General features: G+C 68.1%; 14 protein-coding genes. 8 read left to right on the forward strand and 6 right to left on the reverse strand.

The window, feature by feature from the left end:
* Positions 1–21: 21 nt before the first annotated feature.
* The 6 genes from gyrB to dnaA all read right to left on the reverse strand — a co-directional run bounded on the left by gyrB (position 22) and on the right by dnaA (position 8138).
* A complete protein-coding gene (gene gyrB, locus IE231_RS12985; RefSeq protein ID WP_229866916.1) occupies positions 22–2058 on the reverse strand; it encodes a DNA topoisomerase (ATP-hydrolyzing) subunit B in 2037 nt (678 codons plus the stop codon).
* Positions 2059–2277: 219 nt separating this feature from the next.
* Entirely contained in the window at positions 2278–2880 is a 603-nt protein-coding gene (locus tag IE231_RS12990; protein ID WP_189694394.1) for a DciA family protein, read from the reverse strand.
* Positions 2873–4144: a DNA replication/repair protein RecF gene (gene recF / locus IE231_RS12995; protein ID WP_189694395.1), complete on the reverse strand. Its 1272-nt coding sequence runs from the start codon at positions 4142–4144 to the stop codon at positions 2873–2875. The genes IE231_RS12990 and recF overlap by 8 nt, the downstream gene beginning before the upstream one ends.
* 19 nt (positions 4145–4163) lie before the next feature.
* Positions 4164–5108: a phosphogluconate dehydrogenase (NAD(+)-dependent, decarboxylating) gene (gene gnd, locus IE231_RS13000; RefSeq protein WP_374189460.1), complete on the reverse strand. Its 945-nt coding sequence runs from the start codon at positions 5106–5108 to the stop codon at positions 4164–4166.
* Position 5109: 1 nt separating this feature from the next.
* The gene (dnaN, locus tag IE231_RS13005; protein ID WP_189694397.1) at positions 5110–6234 is read right to left on the reverse strand and encodes a DNA polymerase III subunit beta; all 1125 of its coding nucleotides are present in this window, start codon (positions 6232–6234) and stop codon (positions 5110–5112) included.
* Positions 6235–6713: 479 nt separating this feature from the next.
* Positions 6714–8138: a chromosomal replication initiator protein DnaA gene (gene dnaA / locus IE231_RS13010; protein WP_189694398.1), complete on the reverse strand. Its 1425-nt coding sequence runs from the start codon at positions 8136–8138 to the stop codon at positions 6714–6716.
* A gap of 525 nt (positions 8139–8663) precedes the next feature.
* Here dnaA and rpmH point away from each other — a divergent pair.
* The 8 genes from rpmH to IE231_RS13050 all read left to right on the forward strand — a co-directional run bounded on the left by rpmH (position 8664) and on the right by IE231_RS13050 (position 14340).
* Complete coding sequence (rpmH, locus tag IE231_RS13015) at positions 8664–8801, forward strand: 50S ribosomal protein L34 (RefSeq protein ID WP_084249685.1); 138 nt, start codon at positions 8664–8666, stop codon at positions 8799–8801.
* 52 nt (positions 8802–8853) lie between these two features.
* A complete protein-coding gene (gene rnpA / locus IE231_RS13020) occupies positions 8854–9255 on the forward strand; it encodes a ribonuclease P protein component (protein ID WP_189694399.1) in 402 nt (133 codons plus the stop codon).
* Between the two features lies 1 nt (position 9256).
* The gene (yidD, locus tag IE231_RS13025) at positions 9257–9637 is read left to right on the forward strand and encodes a membrane protein insertion efficiency factor YidD (RefSeq protein ID WP_189694461.1); all 381 of its coding nucleotides are present in this window, start codon (positions 9257–9259) and stop codon (positions 9635–9637) included.
* Positions 9638–9645: 8 nt separating this feature from the next.
* Complete coding sequence (gene yidC / locus IE231_RS13030; RefSeq protein ID WP_189694400.1) at positions 9646–10611, forward strand: membrane protein insertase YidC; 966 nt, start codon at positions 9646–9648, stop codon at positions 10609–10611.
* Positions 10608–11237 (forward strand): Jag family protein, encoded by a 630-nt coding sequence (locus tag IE231_RS13035; RefSeq protein WP_189694401.1) that lies wholly within the window; start codon positions 10608–10610, stop codon positions 11235–11237. Before yidC ends, IE231_RS13035 begins: the two co-directional genes overlap by 4 nt.
* Before the next feature lie 2 nt (positions 11238–11239).
* Positions 11240–11914: a 16S rRNA (guanine(527)-N(7))-methyltransferase RsmG gene (rsmG, locus tag IE231_RS13040; protein ID WP_189694402.1), complete on the forward strand. Its 675-nt coding sequence runs from the start codon at positions 11240–11242 to the stop codon at positions 11912–11914.
* A 74-nt stretch (positions 11915–11988) separates the two neighbouring features.
* The gene (locus tag IE231_RS13045; RefSeq protein WP_229866917.1) at positions 11989–13038 is read left to right on the forward strand and encodes a ParA family protein; all 1050 of its coding nucleotides are present in this window, start codon (positions 11989–11991) and stop codon (positions 13036–13038) included.
* Positions 13039–13110: 72 nt separating this feature from the next.
* Positions 13111–14340, forward strand: a complete 1230-nt coding sequence (locus IE231_RS13050; RefSeq protein WP_189694403.1) for a ParB/RepB/Spo0J family partition protein — start codon at positions 13111–13113, stop codon at positions 14338–14340.
* Positions 14341–15579: the final 1239 nt, after the last annotated feature.

Raw genomic sequence — 15579 nt, forward strand, 5'->3', positions numbered from 1 at the left:
CCTTGCTCTCGCGTCCCGAGGTCAGATGTCCAGGAATCGGACGTCCTTGGCGTTCTGCTGGATGAAGTGGCGGCGGGACTCGACGTCGTCGCCCATCAGGACGGAGAACGTCTGGTCCGCGGCGGCGGCGTCCTCCATCGTCACCTGGAGCAGCGTGCGCCGGTCCGGGTCCATGGTGGTGTCCCACAGCTCGGTGTAGTCCATCTCGCCGAGGCCCTTGTAGCGCTGGATGCCGTTCTCCTTCGGCAGGCGCTGGCCGTTGGCGATGCCCGTGCGGATCGCCTCGTCCCGCTCGCGGTCGCTGAACACGTAGTCGTGCGCGTGGTTGGACCACTTGATGCGGTAGAGCGGAGGCTGGGCAAGGAACACGTACCCGTTCTCGATGAGGGGGCGCATGTACCGGAACAGGAGCGTCAGGAGCAGGGTCGTGATGTGCTGGCCGTCCACGTCGGCGTCGGCCATGAGGACGATCTTGTGGTAGCGCAGCTTGGAGATGTCGAAGTCCTCGCCGATGCCCGTGCCGAACGCGGTGATCATCGACTGGACCTCGGCGTTGCCGAGGGCCTTGTCGAGGCGGGCCCGCTCGACGTTGAGGATCTTGCCGCGCAGCGGCAGGATCGCCTGGGTCTCGGGATTGCGCCCCCGCTTCGCGGAGCCGCCGGCCGAGTCGCCCTCCACGATGTACACCTCGCAGCGCGAGGGGTCCTTGCTCGAGCAGTCCGAGAGCTTGCCCGGCATGCCGAAGGACTCGAGCGGGCTCTTGCGGCGGGCGTTGTCGCGGGCCTTGCGCGCGGCCATGCGGGCCTGGGAGGCCTGCATGGCCTTGCGGATCACGTCCTTGGCAGGGCCGGGGTTCCGCTCGAGCCAGTCGCCGAGCTGGTCCGTCACGACGCGCTGGACGAAGCCCTTCGCGTCCGAGTTGCCGAGCTTGGTCTTGGTCTGGCCCTCGAACTGCGGCTCCGCGAGCTTGATGCTGATGACGGCGGTGAGGCCCTCGCGCACGTCCTCGCCCGTGAGGTTGTCGTCCTTGTCCTTGAGGATGCCCTTCTCGCGCGCATACCTGTTCATGAGGGACGTGATGGCCGCGCGGAAGCCCTCCTCGTGGGTCCCGCCCTCGTGGGTGTTGATCGTGTTCGCGTACGTGTGCACGGACTCGGCGTAGGCCGTGGTCCACTGCATCGCGACCTCGAGTGCCATCCTGCGCTCGTGGTCGGTGCTCTCGAACGCGATGACCTCCTCGTCGATCACCTCGATCTTCTTGGACGAGTTGAGGTGCTTGACGTAGTCCAGGAGCCCGTCGTCGTACTTGTAGTCCACCACGCGGCGCTTGGGGGTCGAGGCTGCCTCCTCGGGGGGAAGGTCCTCGCCTTCCTCCCCGGCAACCTCGCTCTCCTCCTCCTCGCCGCGGCGCTCGTCCGTGAGGGTGATGCGCAGGCCCTTGTTGAGGAAGGCCATCTGCTGGAATCGCGCCCGGAGGGTCTCGAAGTCGAAGTCCGTGGCGTCGAAGATGGTGGGGTCGGGGTAGAAGGTCTGGATGGTGCCGGTCTCGGTGGTCTCCTCGCCCTCGGTGAGGCCGCCCACCGGGTGCCCGCCGTCGCGGAAGGACATGCGCCACACGTGCCCGTCGCGGCGCACCTCGGTGTCGACCCGGGTCGAGAGGGCGTTGACCACGGAGATGCCGACGCCGTGAAGGCCGCCCGAGACGGTGTACCCGCCGCCGCCGAACTTGCCGCCGGCGTGCAGGATGGTCATGACGACCTCGACCGTGGGCTTGCCCTCCGTCGGGTGCATCTCCACCGGGATGCCGCGGCCGTTGTCCTCGACGCGCACACCGCCGTCGTTCTGCAGGGTCACCTGGATGTGGTCGCAGTACCCGGCCAGCGCCTCGTCGACCGAATTGTCCACGACCTCGTAGACCAGGTGGTGGAGGCCCCGCGGGCCTGTCGATCCGATGTACATGCCGGGCCGCTTGCGGACGGCCTCGAGCCCCTCGAGCACGGTGATGCTGCTGGCGCCATACTCTCCGGGCCCCTGTCGGGTCCCACTCTCGTCAGACACAGGCGTTCTCGACCCCTTCACTTCGGCGGGCTTAACGTGTCAATTCTACCGGTTCGCCCGCGCGGGAACGGACAGCGCCACCCATGCATGCGGTTCAGCGGCCCAAAAAGGGCTCGTGGCGCCCCTGTCCGGAGGCCAACCAAGGGGGAGTGCGCCTCCCGGCCTCCTGAGCGTCCCACGCGCCGTGCACGGGATTCCGCCTCCGTTCGGGCGCGGGCCTCACCCGTAGGTGTCCCGCGGGCCGCGGCCGCGCACGTGCCGAGGGCCCTTCCGCCAGCTCGGCGCGGCGGGTCCCAGCACCTGGATCCTGGTCACGACGCCCTCGCCGAGCTCGCGCCGGAACCTGTCCAGGAGGCTCGAGCTGAGCAGGCGAAGCTGGGTGGCCCATGCGGTGGAGTCGCACCGCACGCGCAGGTCCGTCCCCTCGAAGCTCTCCGGGATGCAGTGGGCGGAGATCTCCGGGCCCACGAGCTCCGCCCAGCGTGACATGACCGAGCCGACGGCGACGGGGGAGTCCCAGCCCCGCTCGGCGACCATGCGGTTCACCACGGCGCCCAGGCCCTGGGGGTCGCGCCCGCTGTAGCCGCCCGGGGTGGTGCGGCGCCGGCTGCGGCCGGGGGCCCAGCCGCCCTGGGCTGCCCGGGGATCTGCGACGAGCGGACCGGTGGCCCTCGAGCGGACCTCGCCCCGGGCCTCGGCGGCCTGCCGCACCCGGTTCAGCGCAGCCCTCGCCGCGTCCACGCGGTCGGGGGCACCGGGCCTCCCGTCGGCGGACCCCTGCGTCTCATCCCCGCGGGCGCCCTTGTCCGGCCGGTCAGCCATCTCCGCCCCCGGCGCCCCTGGCGCCCTCGTCGACGCCGCCGGGCACGACGCGGATCCGCCGGCCGCCCAGCTCGGGCGGGATGTCGCCGTCGACTGCGGCCGTCACGATGACCTGCTCCGCCTTCGCCACGATCGCCGCGAGCCGGGCGCGCCGGGTGGAGTCGAGCTCGGCGAAGACGTCGTCGAGGATGAGGATCGGTTCGTCGCCGGCGACGGCGGAATCGTCCAGCATGACGTAGTAGGAGGCGAGCCTGAGCCCGAGCGCGAACGACCACGTCTCCCCGTGCGAGGCGAACCCCTTGGCCGGCGCGTCTCCCAGCAGCAGCTCGAGGTCGTCCCGGTGCGGGCCCACGAGGGTCAGGCCCCGCTCGAGCTCGCGCGGCCTCGCCTGGACGAGCGCGGCGAGGAAGCGCTCGGCGATCGCGTCCACGTCCAGGCCCGCCAGCCCGCTGCGCGCCGCGGCGGGTGCGGTGGCGGACGACGGCGCGTCGCCGCCGTCGTCCGTCTCCTCCTCGGCGTCGGGAACCGCACCCTCCACCGTCGAGCGGTAGACGGCCCTGGCCACCTTCGACCCGTCGGTGAGCTGCGCGTAGGCGGCGTCGAGGTGCGGCCCGAGTCGGTCCACGAGCTCGAGGCGCGCGGCCAGGAGTCGCGCGCCCGCGCGGGCGAGATGGCTGTCCCAGACCTCCAGGGTCGACTCGACCGTCGCGCCGGACGGGTCCCCGGCACCGGGCCCACGCCGGGAGAAGCGGGCGGCGCGGGCGCTCTTGAGCAGGGCATTGCGCTGCTTGAGCACGCGGTCGTAGTCTGCCCGGGTCCCGGCGAGGTGGGGGAGCAGGACCGTGAGGAGTTCGTCGAGGAACCTGCGCCGCGCCGACGGATCCCCCTTGACGAGGGCAAGGTCCTCCGGGGCGAACAGCACGGTCCTCGCGATCCCGAGCAGGTCACGGGCCCTGATCGTGCTGCCACGGTTGATACGGCCGCGGTTCGAGCGGCCCGGGGTGATCTCCAGCTCGAGCATGGAGCGCTGCGAGCCGCGGACGAACCCCGCCCGGACGAGCGCACGCTCCGCGCCGAAGCGCACGAGGGGTGCGTCCGAGCTGACACGGTGCGAGCTGAGGGTCGAGAGCATTCCCAGCGCCTCGACGATGTTGGTCTTGCCCACCCCGTTGTACCCGACGAGGACCGTGGTCCCGGGGGAGAGCTCGAGGTCGAGCTGGGCGTAGGAGCGGAAGTCCGTCAGGGAGACGCGTTCGACGTACACCGGCCGGCGACGCCCCGCCCTATTCGGCGGGGCGGGTGGCGTGCCCGCCGAACTGGTGCCGCAGTGCCGAGACCATCTTCATCGCCGGTGAGGAGTCCTCGCGGGACTCGAACCGGGCGAACAGCGCGGCCGTGATGGCGGGGGCAGGAATGGCGTTCGCGATGGCCTCCTCGACGGTCCACCGGCCCTCGCCGGAGTCCTCGACATAGTCGGCGATCTTCTCCAGGCCCGGGTCCTCGTCGAGGGCCTTGACCACGAGGTCGAGGAGCCACGAGCGCACGACCGTCCCCTTCTGCCACGCGCGGAAGGTGCCGGGGAGGTCCTTGATGATGTCCTTCGCGGCGAGCAGCTGGTACCCCTCCGCATAGGACTGCATGAGGCCGTACTCGATGCCGTTGTGGACCATCTTCGCGTAGTGGCCAGCGCCGACGTCGCCCACGTGGATGAAGCTGTCCGCACGCTCGCCCTCAGGCCGGAGGGCGTCGAACACCGGCATGGCGAGCTCGATGTCCGCAGCGTCGCCGCCGGCCATGAGGCCGTAGCCGTTCTCGAGTCCCCACACGCCGCCCGAGACGCCGCAGTCTGCGAACCGCAGCCCCTTGGCGCGCAGCTGCTCACCGTGGCGCTGGTCCTCGGTGAAGCGCGAGTTGCCGCCGTCGATCACCAGATCGCCTTCGGAGAGCTTCTCCGACAGCTCGGTGATGACCTTGTCCGTGATCTCCCCGGACGGGACCATGACCCACACGATGCGGGGGGCAGGCAGCGCCGCGACGAGCTCGTCGATGCTCGCCACGTCCGCCACGTCCGGGTTGCGGTCGAAGCCGGTGACCTCGATGCCCGCGCGGCGGAGCCGCTCCCGCATGTTGAATCCCATCTTGCCGAGACCGATGAGTCCGATGTGCATGAGCGAGATCCCTTCGCGCGGTGGGTGAGCGGGGCGGTGGACGTGGTGGGGCGGCGGGATCCTAGTTCGGCAGCCGGACGGGCATGACGAGGTAGCGGTAGTCGTCCTCGTCCTCGCCGTCGAGCTCGCGCTGGGCGGTGATCATGGCCGGCTTGGGTGCACTCGTGAAGGAGAACCGCACGAACGGGGTCTCGATGACGGCGAGGCCCTCGATCAGGTAGTGGGGGTTGAAGGCCACAGTGATCGGCTCGCCCGTGAGCTGCGCCTCGAGCTCCTCGGAGGCCTGTGCGTCCTCGCCCGTGCCGGCGTCGAGGGTCACGAGGCCGTCGGTGAAGGCGAGCCGGACCGGGGTGTTGCGCTCGGCCACGAGGGAGACGCGGCGGACGGCTTCGACGAGCTCCTGGGTGGAGACCACCGCGTGGATCGGGGTGGACTCCGGGAAGAGCGAGCGGATCTTCGGGTAGTCGCCGTCCACGAGGAGCGAGGTGGTGGTACGGCCGGCGCTCTCGAAGCCGACGAGCCGCGAGTCGTCGTCAGCCAGGGCCAGGTTCAGTTCACCCGAGCCGCCGAGGGTCTTGGCGACCTCGCTGAGGGTCTTGGCCTTCACGAGCGCGGAGGTCGAGGTGCTCGGATTGGCCGGCTGCCAGGGGATCTCGCGCATCGCGAGGCGGTAGCGGTCGGTGGCGAGCAGCGTGATCAGCTCGTTCTCGATCTCCATGCGCACGCCGGTGAGGATCGGGAGGGTGTCGTCCTTGCTCGCGGCGATAATCACCTGGGCGACGCCCTTGGCGAACGAGTCGCCGGGAACGGTGCCGAGGATGGACGGGAGCGCGGGGAGGGCCGGGTATTCGGCCTCCGGCATGGTCGCCAGGTGGAAGGAGCTGCGGCGGCAGCTGAGGGTGACCTTGGTGCCGTCGGTCTCGACGTCGACTGGTGCGTTGGGCAGGCTGCGGCAGATGTCTGCGAGGAGGCGGCCGGAGACGAGGATCGTTCCCTCGTCGCTGATCTCGGCCGGGATCTCGAGGCGGGCGGAGGTCTCGTAGTCGAAACTGCTCAGGCTTACGACGCCGTCGTGCGCCTTGAGCAGGAGGCCGGCCAGAACGGGAACGGGTGGACGCGGGGAGAGCGAGCGGGCGGCCCAGCTCACAGCCTCGGTGAGGACATCCCGTTCGACTCGGAACTTCACGGACGCGTTCCGCCTTTCATCGCTGTCGTGGCCGCGGCCATCTGAGCCGGCACCGCCCTCGCTGGGCGCTGACCACAGCTTAGCCCTATCGGTACTCGCGGGTTCAAGCCGGAGAGGGGGCTGGAGGCTGGCCGGAAGTCCGGGTCGTGCAGGGCGGGCTAGCTGTTGGCTGACGATTCTTGGATTCTTGGGATTTGGTGGTGTTAATAAGTGCTGTGGAAACTGTGGATAACCCGCTTCTGCCGCGTTCCGGCGCGGATTCCGGGTGTTCATGGTGTGTTGACGGAGCGTGCTCCGGCTGAGGGCAGGCTGTGGACGCCCCGATTCCTGTCATTCGCGCTTTCCACAGCGCCGAGGAGGGTTGTAAGCCCGTGGGACGAGGATGTGCACTTAACCGTCCACAGGGTTGTCCACATGCGCCTGTTAATAAGGCACACGCGCGTGCGAGGCGGGATCCGGCGTCCGGCCCCGGGGACGGATCACAGCCCCCGCTGGACCTGCTTGATCTTGTTGGTCAGCTCCGTCACCTGGTTGTAGATGGCCCGGCGCTCTGCCATGAGCTCCCGGATCTTCCGGTCGGCGTGGATCACGGTTGTGTGGTCGCGTCCGCCGAGCACCTGCCCGATCTTCGGAAGCGACATATCGGTCAGCTCCCGGCAGAGGTACATCGCGATCTGGCGTGCCGTGACGAGCGTGCGCGTGCGGGACTTGCTGTTGAGCTCCTCGACCGTGAGCTTGAAGTAGGCTGCCGTCTCCGCCAGGATCTGGTCCGCGGTGATCTCCAGGGCGGAGTCGTCCGTGATGAGGTCCTTGAGGACCATCTCGGCCAGCGCGACGTCGACCGGCTGCTTGTTCAGGCTCGCGAACGCCGTCACGCGGATCAGGGCGCCCTCGAGCTCCCGGATGTTGGCCGAGATCCGCGACGCGATGTACTCGAGGGCCGCATCCGGGGCGGAGAGGCCCTCGCTGTTGGCCTTCTTCCTCAGGATGGCGATGCGGGTCTCGAGGTCCGGCGGCTGGATGTCGGTCAGGAGTCCCCACTCGAACCGCGACTTCATGCGGTCCTCGAATCCGTGCAGTGCCTTGGGCGGCTGGTCCGAGGTGATGACCACCTGCTTGTTGCTGTTGTGCAGCGCGTTGAAGGTGTGGAAGAACTCCTCCATCGTCCCCGTGCGGCCGGCGAGGAACTGGATGTCGTCGATGAGCAGGAGGTCGACGTTGCGGTACGTCGTCTTGAAGCTCGTGCCCTCATCGTCGCGGATGGAGTTGATGAAGTCGTTCGTGAACTCCTCCGAGTTCACGTACCGGACCCGGATCCCGTTATAGAGGCGCCGCGCATAGTGGCCGATCGCGTGCAGCAGGTGGGTCTTTCCGAGCCCCGAGTCGCCGTAGATGAACAGCGGGTTGTAGGCCTTGGCGGGCGCCTCAGCGACCGCGACCGCTGCGGCGTGGGCGAACCGGTTCGACGCGCCGATCACGAACGTGTCGAACACGTACTTGGGATTGAGCCGGCTGGACTCCTGTGACGTGCTCGGCGGGGTCGGGGCCGGACGGACCTCCTCGCGCAGCTCCTCCCTGAACGCGGGGCGGGGGGCTGACTCGAACGCCTCGGCGCGCACCGGAACGAGGTCGGTGTCGACGTCGATCGCGCACCGGACGTCCTCGGAGAAGACCGAGCGGAGCGCGTCGTCGAGCGCGGACTTGATCTGCCCCTGGAGCACCTCGCGGGTCAGCTCGTTGGGGACGGCGACGAGGAGGGTAGAGCCGATGAGCCCTTGGGCCTGTGCGAGCGAGACGAACCCGCGCTGCCGCGGCGACACACGGTCGTCTTCCTCGAGGAGACGCACCACCCGGCGCCACGAACTGCCAAGTGTGTTGGCCTCGTTGGCTTCCTGCGGTCCCATGTGCTCCTCTACGGCTTGATCATCCCTCGGCCTCCCGTGCTGTGATGCCTTCTGTCCGCCGGGAGATCGTTTTCATCCACAGGGATACCCACAGCCGTGGAGGAGGGTACTGAGACAGACTAGATGATGGGACAACCCAGAAGATAGCTGGGTTCGGGGCCACCATGAATTACACTGTTGAAGTTCATCCGGGCACCCGCACAACCGCACTGTCCACAGGCCTGTGAGTGGAGTTGGACACAGCTGGGGACAGCGGAGCCAGCCCCCGCGCCAGAGCCCGCAGGGCTCTCCTTGCGCGCGCCCGAATTGACGCTGGAGGCCGTCGTGGCCTAACGTCGTTAAGTCCTTTGTGTCTGCTTACTGTCCTGTCGCATGCCCTCGGACGCCACGCGCCGCCCTCGATCAGCAGGGAGGTCCGGAGGCGGCCGGCATGAGGCGCGGCGGGGCGGCAGACCCCGAAAACCTAGCGTCCGCCCGCACTTCGACTCGTTCGGCAGACGCGCTCGATCTACTGGAGTGAGAGAAGTGAGCAAGCGGACCTTTCAGCCGAACAACCGCCGCCGTGCCAAGAAGCACGGTTTCCGCCTTCGCATGCGGACCCGTGCCGGCCGCGCGATCCTGGCCGCCCGCCGGTCCAAGGGCCGCGCTGAGCTCTCGGCCTGAGTTCTGACACGCACGGCGGCGACGTCGCAGGCACTGCGCCGGGGATGACCTGATGCTCGCCGCGGCCCACCGCCTGCGCACTGGCGCAGACTTCACGCATACCGTACGTTCCGGCGTCCGCCAAGGGCGCCGGAACGTCGTGCTGTATGCGGTCAGCACGCCGAGCCGGCCCACCCGCTTCGGCTTCATCGTCTCCAAGGCCGTGGGGAACGCAGTCACCCGCAACCTCGTTAAACGGAGGCTGAGGGAGGCGGCTGCGTCCACGCTCCGCGAACAGCCCGAGGGGCTCGACGTCGTGGTGCGCGCGCTTCCCGCATCGGCCCAGGCAAGCTGGGCCGAGCTCAGCAAGGACTACGAGTCTGCGCTCGGGGGAGCCCTGCGCCGCCTCGGAGGAGCGACAGATCAGGGCAGCATGCCCGGCGGCGGAAGGAATGCGCATGGCGGCCACGGCTGAGATGCCCGAGGCGGAAGGCCGGCGTGCTGCGCTCCGGTGGGCAACCGCCGTCGTGCGCTTCGTGTGGACGCTCCCGCAGAACCTGCTCATCCTGCTGCTGAAGGCCTACCGCGCCGTGGTCTCGCCGCTCTACGGGCAGGTGTGCCGGTTCTTCCCCTCCTGCTCGGGGTACGCGCTCGAGGCCATCACCGTGCACGGGGCTGTGCGAGGATCGTATCTGGCCGTGCGCCGTCTCCTGAGGTGCCACCCGTGGAACCCCGGGGGAATCGACCACGTCCCCGAAGGGCACCGGCACTGGCCGGAGGACCGCCTCCCAAGGATCCTGGTGCTCAACCACCCGGACCGCTACTGGACCGACAACGAGAATGACATGAGGAACTAGGGAAACGCATGGACCCGTTAAGCGCCATACTGCTGCCCTTCGAGTGGCTGGTCTCATTTGTGATGGTGGCCTTCCACGAGGCCCTCTCGTTCATCGGCCTCCCCGCCGCGAGCGGGTGGACGTGGACCGCCTCCATCATCGGGCTTGTGCTCGTGATCCGGGCCGCGCTCATTCCCGTGTTCGTCAAGCAGATCAAGGCGCAGCGCGGCATGCAGCTGCTCCAGCCTGACCTGCAGAAGCTCCAGGCCAAGTACAAGGGCAAGACGGACCAGCTCTCGCGCCAGGCCATGGCACAGGAGCAGATGGCGCTGTACAAGCAGCACGGCACCAACCCGTTCTCCGCGTGCCTGCCCATGCTCATCCAGATGCCGTTCTTCTTCGGCCTCTTCCGCGTGCTCTCCGGCATCAGCAACGCCCAGGCCAACAACACGGGCATCGGCGCGATGACCCACGATCAGGTCGAGCAGTTCCACAACTCAAGCATCCTGGGCGCCCCGCTCTCCGCATCGCTCCTCCACGGCGGAGGAGGCAACGCCGTTGCCGTGGCCGTCCTCTCGATCCTCATGATCATCGCGATGACTGCCTCGCAGTTCATCACGCAGAAGCAGATCATGGCGAAGAACATGACCGAGGCCGCCATGCAGAGCCCGTTCATGAAGCAGCAGAAGATCCTGCTGTACATCCTCCCGCTCGTCTTCGGCATCGGCGGCATCAACTTCCCCATCGGCGTCCTCATCTACTGGACCATCTCCAACCTGTGGACCATGGGCCAGCAGTTCTACGTGATCCGGCGGATGCCGGCCCCGGGCTCGCCGGCCGCGAAGGAGCTCAACGAGCGCCGCGCCGCCAAGGGCCTTGCCCCGATCGACGTCACCACCGGCAAGGTCATGAAGCCTGAGGACATGCCGCCCCCGCCGCCGCCGAAGGTCCAGCGTGAGCAGCCGCAGCGGAAGAACAGGAAGAAGAAGTCATGACCTCCGAGAGCACTGCCGTGAACCTGCCCGAGGGCGAGGACGCCCAGAAGGTCGACACCGCATCGGCGGACGCCTCCGCCGAGGCGGCGGCCGAGAACATCCCTGTCAGCGGCAGCGCCGGCGAGGAGTCGGCTCCCGACGAGGAGCCCACCGTCCCGCTGAGCCGTCTCGAGGAGGAGGGCGACATCGCCGCCGACTACCTCGAAGAGCTCCTCGACATTGCTGACATCGACGGCGACATCGACATCGAGGTCCGCAACGGCCGCTCCTACCTCTCGGTGGTCGGTGACGAGGAGGCCGAGGGCCTGGACATCCTCGTGGGCCCGGACGGTGAGGTCCTCGAAGCCCTCCAGGAGCTCACGCGCCTGTCCGTGCTGGCCTCGACCGGGAACCGCTCGCGCCTCGTCCTGGACATCAACGGGTACCGGGGGGAGCGCTCCACGCACCTCGCGGACCTCGCGGAGAAGGCCGTCGAGCGGGTCAAGGCCGGCGAGGCCTCGGTCCATCTCGAGCCGATGAGCTCCTACGAGCGCAAGATAGTGCACGACGCCGTCGCAGACCTCGGTTTCATCAGCGAGTCGGAAGGCGAGGGCGCCTCCCGCCACATCGTGGTCTCGGCAGAGTGACGATGGGCGAGACGCCAGCAGGGGTGGAGGCAGCCGAGGTCCCCGAGCTCGCCGGGGCTGAGCTCGACGCGGCCGAGCAGATCTTCGGCGACCGCCTCGAGTTGGCCCGGCGCTACGTGGGCCATCTGGCCAGTTCGGGGATGGAGCGCGGCCTCATCGGCCCGCGGGAGGTTCCCCGGCTCTGGAGCCGGCACGTGCTCAACTGCGCGGTCATCGAATCCGAGTTCCCGCAGGGCGCCGCGATCGCGGACGTCGGGAGCGGTGCCGGACTGCCGGGCCTCTGCCTCGCCATCGCCCGTCCCGACCTGCGGCTGACCCTCATCGAACCGCTGGAGCGCCGCGTCGTCTGGCTCCAGGAGGTGATCGCGGACCTCGGGCTGGACAACGTCACCGTGGTGCGCGGCCGCGGCGAGCAGGTGGCCGGAACGGTCGACGTCGACTTCGTCGCCGCGCGTGCCGTGTCCGCCCTCGCGACCCTGATCCCCATGACCCTGCCCCTCCTCGACGGAGAGGGAACGCTCGTGGCCATCAAGGGCCGCAGTGCGGCAGAGGAAGTGGTGAAGGCCGCCAAGGCAATCCGGAAGTACAAGGGGCACTCACCCGAGGTGCGCGTGGTGGGTGAGGGGCTGCTCGCCGAGCCGACCACCGTGGTGAGGATCGCCGTCGGGGGCGCCTGATCTCCCTCGGGAGGGCCCGTTCAGCCGCTAGTCTGGTGTGAGGCAATCGACGCGAATCGAGAGTGAGTTTGACAGTGAGCAGTGGTGAGACGTCGGCCCAACGGATCCCTCCCTTCCTGACGCTCGGCTCGCCGCGCGCGGCCTCGGAGGAGGCCATGCCCCCGGCCGCGCACCCAGCTCCCGCGGCGCAGTCCGCCGCTGCGGGGAACGCCCAGGGCACGGGTGATGCCCAGCCGTTCCTCAAGACCCTCGACGAGGGCAGCCCCATTGCCTCGCAGCTCGCCAGCGAAGCCCGCCGTCGAGAGCGGCTCCACGGCCGGATCCTCCGCAAGCCTGAGGCGACCCGCGTCTTCACGGTGTCCAACCAGAAGGGCGGCGTCGGCAAGACCACCACCACGGTGAACATCGCTGCGGCCCTCGCGTCGGCCGGGATGCAGGTCCTGGTCATCGACATCGACCCGCAGGGCAATGCCTCCACGGCACTCGGCATCGAGCACCACTCCGAGGTGGAGAGCATCTACGACGTGCTCATCAACGACGCACCGCTCGAGGAGGTCGTGGCGCCGTGCCCCGACGTCGAGAACCTCGTGTGTGCCCCCGCCACGATCCACCTCGCGGGGGCCGAGATCGAGCTCGTCTCGCTTGTTGCCCGCGAGCAGCGGCTGCGCCGTGCAATCGACAACTACGCGGTGGCACGCAAGGAGGCGGGCCAGCCGCGCCTCGACTACATCTTCATAGACTGCCCGCCCAGCCTCGGCCTCCTCACCGTCAACGCGTTCTGCGCGGCAAGCGAAGTGCTCATCCCGATCCAGTGCGAGTACTACGCGCTCGAGGGCCTCAGCCAGCTGCTCAAGAACATCGAGATGATCCAGAAGCACCTCAACGCCGACCTTCGGGTGTCGACGATCCTGCTGACCATGTATGACGGCCGTACGAACCTCGCGGCCCAGGTCGCCGCCGAGGTCCGCGAGCACTTCCCCGAGCAGGTCCTCGAAGCCGTGGTGCCGCGCTCGGTGCGCATCTCCGAGGCACCCAGCTACCAGCAGACCGTGATGACCTACGACCCGACGTCGACCGGTGCGCTGTCGTATCTCGAGGCTGCAGCGGAGATCGCCGAACGCTAGTCTGCTGGCACGCTCGTCACCCATTCACTCGAACAGCCAGGTGCCCGGCAGCGGGCGAGGGAGGAAACCGCAATGAGCGAGAAGCGCCGAGGGCTGGGCCGGGGCCTGGGGGCCCTTATTCCCAGCTCCGCCCCGGCGAACGGTGGGCCGACGACGTCGTCACGCCCCGTGGACCTCTTCTTCCCCGACTCGACCGGCCGCACTGGACCTGCCGGCGCCGAGCCCATCGCTGAGACTCCTGCCCCTGCCGAGGAACCCCGGAACCAGGGGGGTGGCACCGGGGCGGCGTCCGATGCTCGCGCGACTTCCAACGCGGGTGGCCGCCCTCCGCGAGCTGCCGAGACGGACGACGGCGTTCCCGAGACAGAGGTGCAGGCCGCGCCTGAGGGTTCGGAGGCTCGCGAGCCGAAGAATGCTTCTTCCTCACGGGGAAAGGCCGGTTCGAGGGCCGCGAAGCACGACGGCAACGACGAGCTCGATCTTGTCGAGGTCCCTGGCGCCCAGTTCGCTGAACTTCCACTCAAGGCCATCCACCCCAACCGCAAGCAGCCGCGTACTGTCTTCGATGAGGACGAGATGGCGGAGCTCGTGCACTCCGTGCGCGAGATCGGTATCCTCCAGCCGATCGTAGTCCGTAAGTCAACCGAATCCGGTAGCGAAGCGTACGAACTCGTCATGGGCGAGCGGCGGTGGCGTGCGGCGCAGGGTGCTGGCCTCGATACCATCCCGGCTATCATCCGTGACACGGGCGACGACGCCCTGCTCCGCGATGCCCTTCTCGAGAACCTTCACCGCAGCCAGCTGAATCCGCTCGAAGAGGCAGCTGCCTACCAGCAGCTGCTCGAGGACTTCGGCACGACGCATGAGGAGCTGGCCGACCGTATTGGACGTTCTCGGCCCCAGGTCTCCAACACGATTCGGCTTCTTCGTCTTCCACCGCTGGTGCAGCGGCGCGTAGCGGCCGGCGTTCTCTCTGCAGGCCACGCCCGCGCCCTTCTCTCCCTCCCGGACGAGGCATCTATCGAGCGCATGGCCCAGAAGATTGTGTCCGAGGGACTGTCCGTCCGGGCGACTGAAGAGGCCGTTGCCCTCTATCAGGAGCCGCAGGAGCCGCGTCGTTCCAGTGCCCGCAACAATGCCCGACACGAGCGCCTGGACTTCCTGGCGTCGAGCCTGGCCGATCGTCTGGACACCAACGTGAAGATCACCTTGGGTGCTCGCAAAGGGAAGGTGAGCATCGAGTTCGCCTCGGTGGAGGACCTCAACCGGATCATGACGCTGATCAGCCCTGAGGATGACTAGATCCACACCGCTTCACCTAGGTCTGCCCCGGAGCCGGCCCCGTTTCACGTGAAACGGGGCTGGCTTCATGTGTAGCGGCTTGCCCGAGGCGCCGGGCTTCCCTTCTTAGGTCGTGCACGGAGGGGCCCTCCATCCCGACGACGGCCGCGGTGCGCTGAATGGCAGACCCCGAGACTGCTGCGTCGTGACACGCCTCGCGCACAGGTCCAGAAGCGGCGGCCTCCGCTATTGAGATTGCACAGTCGGCCCCCACCGCCGCCGACACACTCGGACAACTCCGCGTGAATCTACCGACGGTGGATCTGCCTAAGACACCGAAGATTGTGCGTCGTAGATCGAGGAACAAGCTCTAGAGATAGAAATGCGGCCGGTCACGTCGACGATATTGGTGGACCGACGGTCGTGCCAAAGGCGGAGGGTGGGCGAAAGAGGGGTCGCGCTGTCCCGTCGGTACACCGGCGCAGGCCGCCGAGGTTCCCCGAATGCAGAAAAGACGTTGGGAACCCAAACCCGCATCGATAGTCACTTCGGTGCATCGGGAGCGCGCCACCACATAGGGTATGAGCTTGCGCTGTAGGCTCAAGCCGGCCGGACCACGACCATTGTCGGTTGCTACCCACTTTGCAGCGTGCCCGTCTGTTGATCCGAGGCAAGTCCAGTCGGCTGAGGGGCAGAGGATGATGTCGGCGCTAACCCGCGAGTTTTCGCGCTCCTCCTGGCTTTGAAAGGAACTAGAGCGACCTGCGAAGGTCGCAGCGAGTCGTAGGCGGCGCTCATAGCAACATGACTGCTCTGGGCAGCGAGGGTTCAGGTGATTGTCACTATAGGGGGACTCTGGGGTGCAGCGCTGTCGCTGCTATGGAGCCGAGCCGCGAGTGGAAGCATGCGGGCTGGAGAGTTGAGCGTCGCGTTTCACGTGAAACCTGGCTGCGCTGACGCGGTTCCAGCAGTCATACACCTTCGCGCCTGTTCCCCGCGGTATCTCCGGTTCACGGTTCCGCGGCCGCTTCAAGCGATATGTGTGGGCCTCCTTGTGCACAATGTCGGGCGAATCTTCAGTTGCCGTCACACCCTCCTGGGCTGGGGAGGATGACAAAGGCTTGGTTGTACCTAGGCGAAAAGGCGGGGTGTGCATGGGCGATGAGTGAAGACGCGTTTTACGAACCCAGATGAGAGGGTGGAGCGTGGGTTGGACCCAGGTGCTGCCGCCCATTCGGAGCTAACGTGCCTATTGCGGGC

Source organism: Sinomonas cellulolyticus (assembly GCF_014656475.1).
Taxonomy (GTDB): Bacteria; Actinomycetota; Actinomycetes; order Actinomycetales; family Micrococcaceae; genus Sinomonas; species Sinomonas cellulolyticus.